The following is a 14,641-nucleotide window of genomic DNA, read 5'->3' as shown; positions in this document are numbered from 1 at the left end:
GAAGGGGGCGAGGAGGGCCCCGGTACGGGGTGGCAGGAGCCGGTGCCGTCCTCGCCGGTGGGGCTGGCTGACGGCGACAGACGCTATTCGGGCCGCGGCGGGGCTTCGATGGACTCGGCACGGGGGTCATGGTGAATTCCTCCGGTGCCGCCCGCCGTGCGGCGGAAGTCGCCGGGGCTCAGCCCCGTCTCCCTGCGGAAGAAGCGGCAGAAGTACGCCGGGTCGGCGAAGCCCGTCCGCCGGGCCACCTGGGCCACGGTCAGCTGCGTACCGGACAGCAGCCGCTTGGCCTCCACGGTCTGCGCGTGCCGGATCAGGGCGCCCGGAGTCCGGCCGGTGCTGCGCTTGACCAGATCGGCCAGGTGCCCTACGGAGACGCCCAGTTCGTCGGCGTACGAGCGGACGGTGCGGCCTCCGGAGCCGTGTTGTGCCAGCAGCCGGGTGAACTCCCGCACCACCGGGGCGGGCCGGCCGGCCGCCTCGCCCGGGGCGGCCGCACCGCGCGGTTCCGGCGTGCCGTCCGGGCCGCGCGTGCCGTCCGGCGCCGACAGCCGTAACGCGCGGGCGACGAGGATGTGCAGCTGGGCCTGGAGCACCGAGACGAACGACGGCGCCCGCTCCCGGTACTCCCGCAGCATCTCGCCGACCAGGCCGGTCAGCCGCGCCGCGTCGCCGGGGCCGGGGTGGATCCACGGGCGTTCGCCCAGCTCCGTCAGCGCGTCCCGGTCGCCGGGGTGGGCCAGCAGGAAGTCGTCGGTGAACAGGATCACCCAGCCGCGCAGGCCGGAGACGCGGTCCCAGTAGTGCACCTGGCCCGGCGTGATGAAGCACAGGTGGGGCGGGCGCAGCGGCAACCGGGCGAGGTCGAGGACGTGGGTGCCGGCGCCGCCCGTCACGTACACGATCTCGTGGAAGGAGTGCCGGTGGGGGAAGCCGGCCCGAGAGAGGGGGCCGATGGTGTCGAACGAGCCGATGGCGAAGGGCAGGAGGTGGGGCGCCGGCACGTCCAGCCGGTGCAGCGGCACGGGGCCTTCGGCCTGGTCGTTGCCGCCGCGCGGGGCGAAGACGTCCGGTGCGGGGCCCGCCCGCCGCCCGCCGCGGGAGGTCGTGGTCCGCCGGGTCCGTTCGGTCACCTGCTCGATCCGTCCGGTCACGCCCTCACCATACGGGCGTGCGCAAGACCGTATCCGGGGCGGCGTGTTCCGGTACGCGGCGGCCGGCGGGGCGATCGCGGCGCGCGGGGCGACCGATCGGCTTGCGCCATGGTCGTTCACGCGGGGCGCACCACCTATTCGGTGAATGCCGCCCGCACTGTCACCCCGCGGTCGTACCGTGGTAGCGGTGGTGCAAGATCGGTGTACGAAGGAGCAACCGCCCATGGAGCGTGGCCCGTCGCACGGCGACGACAGGGTGGGCGCGGTACCTCGGGTGCCGGCGCCACGGGACACCGTGCCCGGGCGGATACCGCTCGCCGTCGTGGTGGTGGACGCCGACGGACTGGTCTCCCACTGGAGCACGGGCGCGCGCAGGCTCTTCGGGCCCGCAAGGGAGGAAGCGGTGGGGACGCCCGCCGTCGACCTGATGCCGGTCTCGGGCGCGCTGGGCGAGGACGAGTGGTCGGGGCCCGGCTGGGGCGGCGACCCCGAAGGCGAGCGGTGCAACGGCCCCGGCCTGGAAGCGTCGTTGGGCGGCCGGTCCGGCTACCCCACCGCGGGCCGCGCCCGGATGGCGGACGTGGAGCGCGGCACGGTCGACATCCTGTGGTGGGCGTACCCGCTGGTCGGCCCCGGAGCGGAACGGCTCCTCGTACTGGCGGCGGACGCCGCCCAGTTGCACGGCCACGGCGAAGCGGAAGGCGCCGGCACCGAGGAGGACGAGCGGTTCGCGCCCGGCTTCGCCCTGCACACGGACTTCGAGGGCTCCGAGGTGCTGGCCGCCCAACTGCCGCAGATCCTGCCGAGCATGAGCCCCCAGGAGAGCGCCCGCATCGTCTCCCAGGTTCTGGAGCTGGGCTATCCGGTGCTGGAGATCAGCCAGCAGGAGCGCTTCCCCGTCACACCGGACTGGGGCGTGCCGCGCCGGGTGGAGCGGCGGGCCCGGCTGCTGCGGGCGGCGGGGGGAACGGAGGCCGACGCGCGGACCGCCGCCGAGGCCGCCGCCGAGCTGGAGTCCGACCTCGAATACGCCGCCGTCCGCGAGCGGCTGGAGTTCCTGAACGAGGTCAGCGGCCGGATCGGCTCGTCCCTGGACCTGTCGCACACCATCCAGGAGGTCAGCGAGGCCGTCGTACCGCGCTTCACCGACGTGGCCGGCACCTACCTGCGCGAACAGGTCGTCGCGGGCGAGGGGTTCCCCGACGGCCCGCCGGACGCCACGACGATGTGGCACCGCGTCGCGGTCGAGCACAACGACGAGCCGGGCCGGTGGGACGACGTGGTGCCGGTCGGCGAGTCGATGCCCTTCCCCGTGCACACGCCGTTCTTCCAGTGCATGACCACCGGCGAGCCGGTGCTGATCCCGCGCATCAGCGAGGAGCTGGGCAACGCGATCGCGGCGCAGTTCGAGAAGCGGGACATCAGCCCGCTGATCAACCGCCGGTCGCTGCTGGTGGTGCCGCTCAAGGCGCGCAACGTCGTGCTGGGCTTCATGATCCTGCTGCGCCACCCGGAGCGCATGGAGTTCAACGACATGGACCGGGTCACCGGCGCCGAACTGGCCGCCCGCGCCGGCCTCGTCCTGGACAACGCCCGCATGTACACCTACCAGGAGAACGTCGCCGAGACGCTCCAGGACAGCATGCTCCCGCACATCGAACCGCGGATGGCGGGCTGTGACACGGCCACCCGCTACCTGCCCGGCACCCGCCTCGGCCGGGTCGGCGGCGACTGGTTCGACACGATCAAGCTGCCCGGCTCGCGCACCGCCCTCGTCGTCGGCGACGTAATGGGGCACGGCCTGAACTCGGCCGCGATGATGGGCCAGCTGCGCACGGCCGTGCAGACCATGGCCGCCATCGACATGCACCCAGCGCAGCTGCTGCGCAGCCTGGACGACCTCGCGCAGCGGCTGGGCGACAACTACCTCGCGACCTGCCTGTACGCGGTCTACGACCCGATCGGGCAGCAGCTGACCATCGCCAACGCCGGGCACATCCCGCCGGTCCTGGTACGGGCCGTGGACGGCCGCAGCGAGCTGCTGGAGCTGCCGACCGGGGCGCCCGTCGGCGTCGGCGGGGTGCCCTTCGAGGCGGTCACGGTCCCGGTGGCGGCGGGCGACCGGCTGGTGCTGTGCACGGACGGCCTGGTGGAGGTGCGGGGCGAGGACATAGGAGTGGGCCTGGCGGCGCTCGCGGAGTCCGCCGCCCACCCGGCCGCGTCCATGGACGACGCCTGCGACGCCATCATCCGCGCGCTGAATGTGCGCGGCGGGCGCAAGGACGACGTGGCGCTGCTGATGGCGCGGCTCAACGGGATCGCGCACGAGGACGTCGCCGAGTGGCGGCTGGCGATCGAGGCGCGGGAGGCCGCCCGCGCCCGCCGGCTGGTCCGCGGCCAGCTCGCGCGCTGGGGGCTCGCGGCGGCCTCGGAGACCGCCGAGCTGCTCGTCAGCGAGGTCGTCACCAACGCGGTACGGCACGCGCACACTCAGCACGTGCTGCTGCGGCTGGTGCGGACGGAAGCGCTGCTGTGCGAGGTCTCGGACGACGACCACGCGCTGCCGCAGATGCTGAGCGCGAAGGACGACGACGAGTTCGGGCGGGGGCTGCGGGTGGTCAGCAGGCTCGCGCGGGAGTGGGGCACGAGCCGGACGGCGACCGGCAAAACGGTCTGGTTCGAGCAGAACCTGCCGCGTACGGGAAGCGACTGGTCGCGCAACGGGCGTACGCGGGGCTCGAACACCGCGTGAAGGAACGGCCGCCGGGCTTGCGGGTGGCCGGATGCGGCAGTAGCAATTGGCCATGAGCGCTTCAAGCCACTATCTGCGGGCCTGGGAAGGCTTCTGGCGCGACGCGCCGGAGGGCGAGGGCGAGGTCTTCTGGGACTCCGACCCGTCACTGACGGCCGAACTCCACCTGCCGCTGTTCGCTGACCACTTCGATGCCGCGCTCCCGGTCGTCGACCTGGGCTGCGGCAACGGCACCCAGACCCGTTTCCTGGCCGGGCGGTACCCCCGCGCGATCGGTGTCGACCTCTCGGAGGCGGCCGTCGGGCGCGCCCGCGCCGACGATCCTTCGGGTGCGGCCGAGTACCGGTGCCTGGACGCGGCCGACGCTGCGGCCGTGCGCGCCCTGCACGGCGAACTGGGCGACGCCAACGTGTACCTGCGCGGCGTGCTCCACCAGTGCGTGCCGGAGGACCGGCCCCGGATCGTGGAGAACATCGCGACGCTGCTGGGCCGCCGTGGCCGGATCTTCGCCGTCGAACCCGCCGAAGCGTCCAGGGACGTGTTCGTGTCGCTGGCCCGGAGCCCCGAGGGCCCGCCCGGCAAGCTGCTGGCCGTTCTCGCGCACGGCATCGCGCCCGGCGAGATGGCCGATTCGGTCGTCCCCGAACTGCTGTCCGCCTACGGCCTGCGGGTGATCGCCACCGGCCGGCTGCCGCTGATGACGACCGAGTACCGGGCGGACGGCTCCCGGATCGAGATTCCCACGAACTGGCTGGTGGCGGGGGCGGCGAACGGTCGGCCGTAACGTTTTGCCCGCCCGCGCGTCGGCCGTGGGTACCCCCGCGCTTCCCCCGTACGGCGGAGGCGGCCCGGCCTTGAGTGCGATGTGGGGCGGCAGCGGCGGACGGCACCGTGGTGCACGGCCGGACAGCCGGCCGGCCGGTGGCCCGCCACCGGATGCCCACGCCCCAGGAGGAAGCATGCTCCGTTCCCGCCCTCTTCTCGTCGCCGCGGCCGCGGCCCTGGCCCTGTGCGCCGGTACCGCGCTGACACTCGGCATACAGGTTCCGGCGATGGCGGCCCCGGCGGCAACGGCACCGGCCCCGGCGCCCCTGGCCGCTGCGAGCACCGCCGGCGAACCGTCGCTCACCGGGGCGGGCAAGCTGAAGCGCAGGCCGGGCGACGACGTCCGCTTCGCCTTCGACGCGCGCGGTTTCGCCGACCGGGCGAGCGGCACGTTCTTCGTCAGCCACCACGTGGACAAGAAGTGGGGCGGGTATTTCCGCGGGCGCATCGACTGCCTGGTGACCGGCGGACCTGTCGCCGTGGCCACCGGCGTCGTCACCGAGTCCCACTTCACGAACGCGCCGGGCTTCCCGGAGATCGGCGACCTCAGAGGCAAGCGGTTCGGCTTCACCGTGCTGGACGCCGGCAAGCAGGACCGGCTCGGCTACAGCTGGGCCATGGACGGCCTGCCGAAGAACAGCGTCGGCACGTGCCAGAGCAGCGCCCCGTTCGAAACCTTGGAGAAGGGCGGTTTCGAGGTCCGGCACTGGATGCCGCCCCGCCCGGCCGCCCAGGGCTGAGTTCCGGGCCGGGTGCCGTGCCGCCACGGGGGTGTGGCGCGGCGCCCGGTGCCGGGTTGCGGCGATCGGGCGCACTCGTGCCGAGGTCGGGAGCGCGGCGGCCGGTCCTGGTTATGGTGGGAAGCCTGCTCGGCGGGGTGCGCCACGGCGTGGCCCGCCGGGGCCGTGCGGGAGCGGACTGCCTCCTACCTGCGATGGGACGGGTGCATGGTGAAGATCCTCATTTCCGCGGACATGGAGGGCGCCACCGGGGTGACGTGGCCGGACGACGTCCTGCCGGGCCACGCCCAGTGGCAGCGGTTCCGGCCGGTGTTCACCTCGGACGTCAACGCGGCGATCGCCGGGTTCTTCGACGGCGGCGCCGACGAGGTCCTGGTCAACGAGGCCCACTGGTCCATGCGCAACCTGCTGCTGGAGCAGCTCGACGAGCGGGCGCAGCTGCTCAGCGGCAAGCACAAGGCGCTCAGCATGGTCGAGGGCGTCCAGTACGGCGACGTGGACGGCGTCGCGTTCGTCGGGTATCACACGGGCGCCGGCACGGAGGGCGTGCTGGCCCACACATACCTCGCCAACTCCCTGACCGGCGTGTGGGTGAACGGCACCCGGGCCAGTGAGGGGTACCTCAACTCGCTGGTGGTGGCCGAGTACGGGGTGCCGGTGGTGCTGGTCACCGGCGACGACCGGACCTGCGAGGACGCCGCAGGGTACGCGCCCGGGGCGCGGGCCGTGGCCGTCAAGGACTACGTGTCCCGGTACGCGGCCGTGTGCCGCACGCCGGCCCGCACGGCCGCCGACATCAGAGCGGCGGCGCGCGAGGCGGCGCCGCTCGCGGTGCGCACCGACCCGGTGCGCGGCGGCCCGTTCACCGTCGAGATGGAGTTCGACGCCGAGCACCTGGTGGGCCAGGCGACCTGTGTGCCGGGTGTCGAGCGAACCGGGGAGCGCCGCGTCGCGTATACCAGCGAGAACATGTACGAAGCGATCCGCTGCTTCAAGACGGTCACCACCGTCGTGTCGTCGGCGGTGGAGGAGCAATATGGCTGACAGCGCCGACGACATGGCGGACCGCCCGGACGACACGGTGGGCCGGCAGGCCCTCGACGAGGTCGTGCGGTTCACGTCCGATCTGATCCGCATCGACACCACCAACCGCGGCGGCGGCGACTGCCGGGAGCGCCCGGCCGCCGAGTACGTCGCGGAGCGGCTCGCCGAAGCCGGCCTGGAGCCCGTCCTCCTGGAGCGCAGCCCGGGCCGTACGAACGTCGTCGCGCGCGTCGAGGGCACCGACCCGGGCGCGGCGGCCCTGCTCGTGCACGGGCACCTGGACGTGGTGCCCGCCGAGCCCGCCGACTGGAGCAGGCACCCGTTCTCCGGGGACGTCGCGGACGGCGTCGTGTGGGGCCGCGGGGCCGTCGACATGAAGAACATGGACGCGATGGTGCTCGCCGTCGTCCGGGAATGGGCGCGTACCGGCGTACGCCCGCGGCGGGACGTGGTGCTGGCGTTCACGGCCGACGAGGAGGCCAGCGCCGTGGACGGCTCGGGTTTCCTCGCCGACCACCATCCCGGTCTCTTCGAGGGCTGTACGGAGGGCATCAGCGAGTCGGGGGCGTTCACCTTCCACGCGGGCGGCGGGATGCGGCTGTATCCGATCGCGGCGGGGGAGCGGGGCACCGCGTGGCTGAAACTGACCGCCGAGGGCAAGGCGGGACACGGCTCCAAGGTCAACCGGGCCAACGCCGTCAGCCGGCTCGCCGCGGCCGTGGCCCGCATCGGCGAGCACCGCTGGCCCGTCCGGATCACCGACACCGTGCGTGCCGCGCTCACCGAACTGGCCGCCCTGCACGGCATCGAGACCAACGTGGACGCGCCGGACTTCGACGTGGACACGCTGCTCAGCAAGCTGGGGCCGTCCGCTGCGCTGGTCGAGCCGACGGTGCGCAACAGCGCCAACCCGACGATGCTGGAGGCCGGTTACAAGGTCAACGTCATCCCGGGCAACGCCGTCGCCCACGTGGACGGCCGGGTGGTGCCCGGCGGCGAGGCGGAGTTCCGTACCACCATGGACCGGCTGACCGGGCCCGAGGTGTCCTGGGCGTACGACCACGGCGAGGTGGCGCTCCAGGCCCCGGTCGCCGCTCCCACGTACGCCGCGATGCGGGCCGCCATCGAGCGGTTCGACCCGGCCGGGCACGTCGTCCCGTACTGCATGTCGGGCGGTACGGACGCCAAGCAGTTCTCCAGGCTGGGCATCGCCGGATACGGCTTCTCGCCGCTCAAGCTGCCCCCTGGCTTCGACTACCAGGCCCTGTTCCACGGGGTCGACGAGCGCGTCCCGGTGGAGGCGCTGCACTTCGGCGTGCGGGTCCTGGACCACTTCCTGACGTCGGCGACGGGGCGGCCGGGCCGTACGTGAGCCGGCGGCGGAACGTTGGTGCGCGCTGCCCGCGGCCCCGCGCGAAACCGTTCCTTTCCGGCCACCACCGGACCACGGCGACGACCCGAACGGGTTGATGCCCGGCCCCGCGTACGACAGGCTTAGCGGCTCCCACGCCTAAGGAGGAACGCCACCATGGTGACCACGGCCCCCTACGGAGCCTGGCCGTCCCCGATAGACGCCCGGATGGTCGCCGCGCACGACGGCCGCCCCGAGTTCGTCGGCGTGGTCGGTGACGAGGTGTGGTGGACCGAACCCCGCCCCGCCGAGGGCGGCCGGCGCGCGCTGGTCCGCAGGCGGCCCGACGGCACGGAACAGCCGGTGCTGCCCGCCCCCTGGAACGTGCGCAGCCGGGTCATCGAATACGGCGGCCAGCCCTGGGCCGGGGCGGTGGGCCCGGACGGCCGCACGGTGGCCGTCTTCTGCGACTTCGCCGACCAGCGGCTGTACGCGTACGACCCGGACGGCGGGGCGGCGCCCCGCCCCCTGACCCCCGTCTCGCCCGTCGGCGGCGGACTGCGCTGGGCCGACCCGGTGCTGCGCCTGGACCGCGGCGAGGTGTGGTGCGTCCTGGAGGAGTTCACCGGCCCCGGGCCGACCGACCTGCGCCGGGTGATCGCGGCCGTGCCGCTGGACGGCTCGGCGGCCGGCGACCGCGCGGCGGTACGCGAGCTGAGCGACGACCGGCACCGCTTCGTGACCGGCCCGCGGGTCTCGCCGGACGGGCGGCGGGCGGCGTGGATCGCCTGGGACCACCCGCGGATGCCGTGGGACGGCACGGTCGTCCTGCTCGCCGACGTCACCGGCGACGGCCGGTTCACCGGCGTACGGGAACTGGCCGGCGGAACCGGCGAGTCCGTCGCGCAGGTCGAGTGGGACGCGGACGGCACGCTGCTGTACGTCTCGGACGCCGACGGCTGGTGGGAGCTGCGGCGCGCCGACCCGGACGCGGCCGGGACGCCGGGCAGGCGCCTGTGCCGGCCGCGGCAGGAGGAGTTCGGCGGCCCGCTGTGGAAGCTCGGGCTGCGCTGGTTCCTGCCGCTGGAGGGCGGCACCATCGCCGTGGTGCACGGCCGCGGCGCCACCGCGCTGGGCATCCTCGACCCGGTCACCGGCGAACTGGTGGACGCGGCCGGGCCGTGGACGGAGTGGGCGCCCTCGCTGGCCGTGCACGGCAGCCGGGTGGTCGGCGTCGCCGCCAGCCCGCGCAGCGCGTACGAGATCGTGGAACTGGACACCTGTACGGGCCGGTCCCGGGTGATCGCGGCCCGGCACGCCGACGCCGTGGACCCCGTCCACTATCCCGAGCCGCAGATCCGTACGTTCACCGGCCCCGACGGCCGCGACATCCACGCCCACATCTACCCGCCGCACAGCCCGGGGCACCGCGCGCCCGACGGCGAGCTGCCGCCGTACGTCGTCTGGGCGCACGGCGGCCCGACCGGCCACGCCCCGCTCGTACTGGACCTGGAGATCGCCTACTTCACCTCGCGCGGCATCGGCGTCGCCGAGGTCAACTACGGCGGTTCGACGGGCTACGGGCGGGAGTACCGCGAACGGCTGCGCGAGCAGTGGGGCGTGGTGGACGTCGAGGACTGCGCCGCCGTCGCCGAGGCGCTGGCCGACGAGGGCACCGCCGACCGGCACCGGCTGGCCATCCGCGGCGGCAGCGCCGGCGGCTGGACCGCCGCGGCCTCGCTCACCACGACCTCCCTGTACGCCTGCGGCACGATCAGCTACCCGGTCCTCGACCTGACGGGCTGGGCCGAGGACGGCACCCACGACTTCGAATCGCAGTACCTGGAGAGCCTGATCGGCCCGCGCGACGAGGTGCCCGACCGCTACCGCGACCGCTCCCCGCTGCACCACGCGGACCGCATCGCCGCGCCCTTCCTGCTCCTCCAGGGCCTGGACGACGTGGTCTGCCCGCCCGCGCAGTGCGAACGGTTCCTCGCGAAGGTGGCCGGCCAGGGCACCGCCCACGCCTACCTCGCCTTCGAGGGCGAGGGCCACGGCTTCCGCCGCGAGGGCACCATCGTCCGCGCGCTCGAAGCGGAACTGTCCCTGTACGCCCAGACCTTCGGCGTCAGCCGACCGGACATCGCCGTACTGGACTTGACCAAGTAGCGGCGCACGGCCGCCCCAGGCCGGCCGGAGCCGAGGGCCGGCGGCCTTGGGGCAGTGCTGCCGGTGGAGACGGGACGGGCCCCGGAGGCGCGCACCCGGAGACATCCGCGATTTCTCGGAACTTCCCCGTTCGAATAACAGTTTGGGCACTTCACGGTCGTCGGGTTAAGTTACCGCGCTGTAGTCCTATTTATGGGGGGAAGCCTGTATGCGTAAGGACAAATGGGGCGCGGTGGCCGCCGTGCTCGCGATCGGTGTGCTCGCCGGTTGCTCGTCCACTGCCGACAAGGGCGGCGACGCCGCCAAGGGGGCCTCGCCCTCGGCCTCGGCTCCGGCCAACGCCGCGAAGGCCGACGAGAAGACGAAGGCCGACGAGAAGGCGAAGGCCGACAAGGCCGACGCGTGGAAGAAGGGCACCCGGATCGGGGCCGCCGGCACGGCCTGCGAGCTGCCGGTGTCGTTCGACGTGGCGAAGGCGTGGAAGCCCAAGGGGCTCTCGGCCGACGACGGGGAACTGCTCGGCAAGCTGATGGGCCGTACGTCCGTCAGGGGCGCGTGCGAGATCGACGCCAAGCCGGCGGGCAACATCGGGTTCATCCGCGTATGGGTCGCGGACGGCGCGGAGAAGTCGCCGCGCCAGGTCCTGGAGGCCTTCACGGCCGAGGAGCGGGGCGTCGACAAGAAGGAGATCAGCGACATCAAGGTCGGCGGCCTGTCCGCCGCAGAGGTCGCCTACACGGTGAAGAGCCCGATCCGGGACGAGCCCCAGCAGGAACGGGCCTTCGCCGTGGTGACGCCGAAGGGGGCGACCGTCGTCCACCTCGGCGGGTTCGACAACACCGAGCACAAGGAGATGCTCCCGGCGTACGAGCTGGCCAAGAAGTCGCTGACCCCGGTTTCCTGACCGCCGGGTGTACGCCGCCGGGCGCCACCCCAACGAGCGACCGCGGCGCACGCCGGGTGTGCTCGCGCCGGTCTCGTACGGGTGGTCCGGCGGGGCGGCGCTCCGCTGTTCGTGCAGCCCAACGAGTGGTACGGGCGGAGCCGTCCGGATGGTCCTGGCCGGGCAGGGGGACAATCCCCTTTGCGAGCGTTGACACGTTTGTTACCCGTGTCACACCATGAGCCGGCCGGTACCGACCGCTTGGTACGGCATGCCGTTGTGGAGGTCTGCGTGCCCAGCGTGTCCCGAGCCCTGTCCGGTGCCGAGCCCCGACCCGTCCGGCGCGCGCCGCGCACCCGCTCCGTCCGCCTGCCCGTCACCGTCACCGTGTGCCTCGCGGCGTGCGCCGCCCTCGTCGGACCGCTCACCGCCGCCGGGCCGGCCGCGGCGGCCCGGAAGGGGAAGCCCCCGTACACCGTCAAGACCGTGAAGCTGGCCGTGCGGGCCGGCGGCCGCGACTGCACCCTGGACGCCGATCTCTACCGCCCCAAGGGCGTGGACGCCGCGCACCCGGCCCCGGCCGTCCTGACCACCAACGGCTTCGGCGGCAGCAAGTCCGACGGCTCCACGGACGCCATCGCGCGCGCCTTCGCCTCCCGCGGCTACGCCGCCCTCGCCTACTCGGGCCTCGGCTTCGGCCGCACCGGCTGCCCGATCTCCCTCGACGACCCGCAGGTCGACGGGCGGGCGGCGAGCCGCATCCTGGACTTCCTGGCCGGCACCCGGCCGGCCAAGGACGGGACCCGGGTCGACTTCGTCACCGCGGACGGCCCCGGGGACCCGCGGGTGGGCATGTTCGGCGGCTCGTACGGCGGCGCCATCCAGCTGGCCACCGCCTCGGTGGACCAGCGGGTGGACGCGCTGGTCCCGCTGATCACCTGGCACGACCTGGCCTATTCCATGGCCCCCAACGGCGCGGACCGCACGGCCGGCACGTCCGGGCCGTGGCCCGGCGTGTACAAGCACCAGTGGACCAACGGCTTCTACCTCATCGGCGAGGCGCAGGGGCTGCTCCACCCGCGTCTCGACAAGTCCGGGCAGGGCGGCGCCGGGTGCGTGCACTTCGTGGCGCGGGCGTGCGAGGCCAAGAAACTGCTGAACTCGGGGCGCTACCCGGCGGCCCGCACGGACGCCGTGCACCGCTACCTGCGCAGCCTCTCCCCGGTCTCCTACCTCCGCGCGGTACGGGCCCCCACCCTGCTCGTCCAGGGGCAGGCGGACACCCTCTTCAACCTCAACGAGGCGGCCGCGACGTACGAAGCCCTCCGGGCGCAGGGCACCGAGACGAAGATGATCTGGCAGGCCTGGGGCCACAGCGGCGGCATGACCGACCCGGCGGAGGGCGAACTCGACCTCGCCAAGGGGAATTTCGAGAGCAGTTACGTCGGGCGGCGCGTCCTCGCCTGGTTCGGCCGCTACCTGCGCCAGAGGTGGGAGACGGACACCGGCCCGGCCTTCGCGTACTACCGGGACTGGGTGCGCCGCGGGCCGGCGTACGCCACGTCGGAGAGCTACCCCGGCGGCGTCCCGCGCCGGTTGTACCTGTCCGGTGACGGCAGGCTCGTGGACAGCCCGGCGGACGTGGTCCCCGGCAGCCGCCAGTACCGCAACGGGCGGATGGCGTCGAGTCATTCGGAAAGCTCGCTGGCCGAACTGCTGAAGCTGCCGAACCGCAAGCCGTACGACACGCGCGGCACCTACCTGGACTGGACGTCGCAGCCGGTCGGCGGGCAGCCCGTGGACGTGGTCGGCGCGCCGCGGGCCACCCTCGAAGTCGGCTCTCCCGCCGCCGAACGGGTGCGGGGTTCCGGCGACGCGGCCGACCGGCTGGTCCTGTTCCTCAAGCTCTACGACATCGCCCCGAACGGCGGGAAGACGCTGATCCACCGCCAGGTGGCCCCGGTCAGGGTGCCCGACGTCACCCGGGAGTTCACCGTCGACCTGCCCGCGATCGTGCACCGCTTCGAGCGGGGGCACCGGCTGCGCTTCGTGCTGGCCGCCAGCGACACCGCGTACTTCGGCAACCGCGGGAGCAAACCGGTGACGGTACGCAGTACGCGCGAGGAGACCGGGGTGCTCGAACTCCCCGTGGTCGTCCGCGGGGCTTTCTAGAGCGCGTCGCCGGAGCCGGAGACCGAGATGGCCCGGACCGGGCAGGCGCGGGCGGCTTCCCGTACGAGCGGGTCGCCGGCGCCGTCCTCCCGGCCGGGCAGCAGGGCGCTGAGGCCGTCGTCGTCCTGGGTGAAGACGCCGGGGGCGGTCAGCGCGCACTGCCCGGAGCCGATGCACACGGACGTGTCGATGTCGATCTTCATGGGGCTCTCTTCCGTTCGTCCCGGGTCGTTCGTCCCGGGTGCTTCCACGGCGGCGCGGGCAGCCGTACGGCTACCAGGTGACGGGCAGTCCGGTCAGGCCCTGGAGGGTGTGCCCCGGCTTGGCCGGCACCTCGGCGGCGGGCACGGCCAGGCGCAGGCCGGGGAAGCGGGCGAAGAGCGAGGTGAAGGCGATCTCCATCTCGGCGCGGGCCAGGTTCTGGCCCAGGCACTGGTGGATGCCGAAACCGAAGGCCACGTGGTGGCGCGCGGAGCGGTCCCAGTCCAGGGTGTCCGGCGAGGCGTAGGCCGCGCCGTCCCGGTTGACGACCGACGTAGAGAAGAAGACGCCGTCGTCCGCCCGGATCGTCGCACCGCCCACCTCGATGTCCTCGGTCGCCACCCGCACCATCCCGTCGGCGATCGACAGGAAGCGCAGCAACTCCTCGACCGCGTCCGGGACGCGCGAGGGGTCGGCACGCAGCGCGGCGAGCCGTTCCGGGTGTTCCAGCAGGGTGAAGGTGCCCAGCGAGAGCATGTTGGAGGTGGTCTCGTGGCCGGCGACCAGCAGGAGCATGGCCGTGCTCACCAGCTCCTGGTGCCGCATCTCGCCGGTCGCCAGCCGCTCGGCGATCAGTTCGTCCAGCAGGCCGTCGCCCGGGTGCTCCCGCTTGTGGGCCACCAGGTCCGTGAAGTACTCCTCCAGCCGCCGGCGCGCCGTGAGCGCGTCCTGCGGCCCGGTGCTCTGCAGGATCGCGCGGGACTCGGCCTCGAAGAACTCGTGGTCGGCGTACGGTACGCCGAGGAGCGCGCAGATGACCATGGACGGCACGGGCAGCGCGAAGGCCGGCACCAGGTCCGCCGGCGGGCCCTGTTCCTCCATGGCGTCCAGGAGCCGGTCGACGGTCTGCTGGATCTGCGGGCGCAGCGCGGCGGCACGCTTGAGGGTGAAGCTCGGTATCAGCATCCGGCGCTGCGCGTTGTGCTCGGGGTCGTCGACGCCGAGCAGCGGTGTCCGCACGGTGCGCAGCGCTTCGAAGCGCGGGGCGGGCGCGGGGAACGCCGGGTTCTGCCGGTCGGCGGACAGCCGCGGGTCGGTGAGCAGGGCCCGTGCCTCGGCGTGGCCGGTCACGACCCAGGCCGTGCGCCCGTTGTAGAGCGTCACCTGCGACAACGGGCGTTTTTCGCGCAGGGGTCGGTAACCGGGGGGCGGGTTGTAGGGGCAGGTGCGGTCCTGCGGGAAGGGCAGCGTCTCGGTCATGGAACCCCCGGAGAGAGGACTGCGCGGTCGGTGTAGCCGGTGAACTCCTGGAGCCAGGTTGTCGGAAGGCGGGTCAGGGGGAGATAAGGG

Annotated in this window: 11 protein-coding genes; 8 read left to right on the top strand and 3 right to left on the bottom strand. The window is 73.5% G+C overall.

The genetic code is table 11. From position 1 onward, the window contains the following. Positions 1 to 83: 83 nt before the first annotated feature. The gene (locus ACH4OW_RS09975) at positions 84 to 1,019 is read right to left on the bottom strand and encodes an AraC family transcriptional regulator (RefSeq protein WP_360124228.1); all 936 of its coding nucleotides are present in this window, start codon (positions 1,017 to 1,019) and stop codon (positions 84 to 86) included. A gap of 358 nt (positions 1,020 to 1,377) precedes the next feature. On the opposite strand from ACH4OW_RS09975, the gene ACH4OW_RS09970 reads away from it, so the two are divergent. The 8 genes from ACH4OW_RS09970 (at position 1,378) to ACH4OW_RS09935 (ending at position 13,090) form a co-directional block, all read left to right on the top strand. Further along, positions 1,378 to 3,906, top strand: coding sequence for a SpoIIE family protein phosphatase (locus ACH4OW_RS09970; protein ID WP_398026430.1), 2,529 nt, complete (start codon positions 1,378 to 1,380; stop codon positions 3,904 to 3,906). A gap of 52 nt (positions 3,907 to 3,958) precedes the next feature. Further along, a complete protein-coding gene (locus ACH4OW_RS09965; RefSeq protein WP_398026428.1) occupies positions 3,959 to 4,690 on the top strand; it encodes a class I SAM-dependent methyltransferase in 732 nt (243 codons plus the stop codon). A gap of 175 nt (positions 4,691 to 4,865) precedes the next feature. After that, complete coding sequence (locus ACH4OW_RS09960) at positions 4,866 to 5,471, top strand: hypothetical protein (RefSeq protein ID WP_360123911.1); 606 nt, start codon at positions 4,866 to 4,868, stop codon at positions 5,469 to 5,471. Between the two features lie 210 nt (positions 5,472 to 5,681). Then, entirely contained in the window at positions 5,682 to 6,515 is an 834-nt protein-coding gene (locus tag ACH4OW_RS09955) for a M55 family metallopeptidase (protein WP_360124225.1), read from the top strand. Continuing rightward, entirely contained in the window at positions 6,508 to 7,887 is a 1,380-nt protein-coding gene (locus ACH4OW_RS09950) for a M20/M25/M40 family metallo-hydrolase (RefSeq protein WP_398026426.1), read from the top strand. Before ACH4OW_RS09955 ends, ACH4OW_RS09950 begins: the two co-directional genes overlap by 8 nt. A 156-nt stretch (positions 7,888 to 8,043) precedes the next feature. Continuing rightward, a complete protein-coding gene (locus ACH4OW_RS09945) occupies positions 8,044 to 10,035 on the top strand; it encodes an LpqB family beta-propeller domain-containing protein (RefSeq protein ID WP_398026424.1) in 1,992 nt (663 codons plus the stop codon). 208 nt (positions 10,036 to 10,243) lie between these two features. Continuing rightward, positions 10,244 to 10,939, top strand: coding sequence for a lipoprotein (locus tag ACH4OW_RS09940; RefSeq protein WP_360123903.1), 696 nt, complete (start codon positions 10,244 to 10,246; stop codon positions 10,937 to 10,939). A gap of 270 nt (positions 10,940 to 11,209) precedes the next feature. After that, positions 11,210 to 13,090 (top strand): CocE/NonD family hydrolase, encoded by a 1,881-nt coding sequence (locus tag ACH4OW_RS09935; protein WP_398026422.1) that lies wholly within the window; start codon positions 11,210 to 11,212, stop codon positions 13,088 to 13,090. On the opposite strand, the gene ACH4OW_RS09930 is transcribed toward ACH4OW_RS09935, so the two are convergent. Then, positions 13,087 to 13,293, bottom strand: coding sequence for a ferredoxin (locus tag ACH4OW_RS09930; RefSeq protein WP_398026420.1), 207 nt, complete (start codon positions 13,291 to 13,293; stop codon positions 13,087 to 13,089). The genes ACH4OW_RS09935 and ACH4OW_RS09930 overlap by 4 nt on opposite strands. A 70-nt stretch (positions 13,294 to 13,363) precedes the next feature. Further along, positions 13,364 to 14,551: a cytochrome P450 gene (locus tag ACH4OW_RS09925; RefSeq protein ID WP_398026418.1), complete on the bottom strand. Its 1,188-nt coding sequence runs from the start codon at positions 14,549 to 14,551 to the stop codon at positions 13,364 to 13,366. Positions 14,552 to 14,641 lie beyond the last annotated feature (90 nt).

The sequence above is a fragment of the Streptomyces sp. NPDC017056 genome (assembly GCF_044332485.1).
In the GTDB taxonomy this organism is placed as follows: domain Bacteria; phylum Actinomycetota; class Actinomycetes; order Streptomycetales; family Streptomycetaceae; genus Streptomyces.
This window is presented reverse-complemented; position numbering and strand designations above follow the sequence as displayed.

Bases quoted from the DNA above. Each gene is read 5' to 3' on its own strand.
- ACH4OW_RS09970 (WP_398026430.1), top strand. From the start codon at position 1,378: ATGGAGCGTGGCCCGTCGCACGGCGACGACAGGGTGGGCGCGGTACCT.
- ACH4OW_RS09965 (WP_398026428.1), top strand. From the start codon at position 3,959: ATGAGCGCTTCAAGCCACTATCTGCGGGCCTGGGAAGGCTTCTGGCGC.
- ACH4OW_RS09960 (WP_360123911.1), top strand. From the start codon at position 4,866: ATGCTCCGTTCCCGCCCTCTTCTCGTCGCCGCGGCCGCGGCCCTGGCC.
- ACH4OW_RS09950 (WP_398026426.1), top strand. From the start codon at position 6,508: ATGGCTGACAGCGCCGACGACATGGCGGACCGCCCGGACGACACGGTG.
- ACH4OW_RS09945 (WP_398026424.1), top strand. From the start codon at position 8,044: ATGGTGACCACGGCCCCCTACGGAGCCTGGCCGTCCCCGATAGACGCC.
- ACH4OW_RS09940 (WP_360123903.1), top strand. From the start codon at position 10,244: ATGCGTAAGGACAAATGGGGCGCGGTGGCCGCCGTGCTCGCGATCGGT.
- ACH4OW_RS09930 (WP_398026420.1), bottom strand. From the start codon at position 13,293: ATGAAGATCGACATCGACACGTCCGTGTGCATCGGCTCCGGGCAGTGC.
- ACH4OW_RS09925 (WP_398026418.1), bottom strand. From the start codon at position 14,551: ATGACCGAGACGCTGCCCTTCCCGCAGGACCGCACCTGCCCCTACAAC.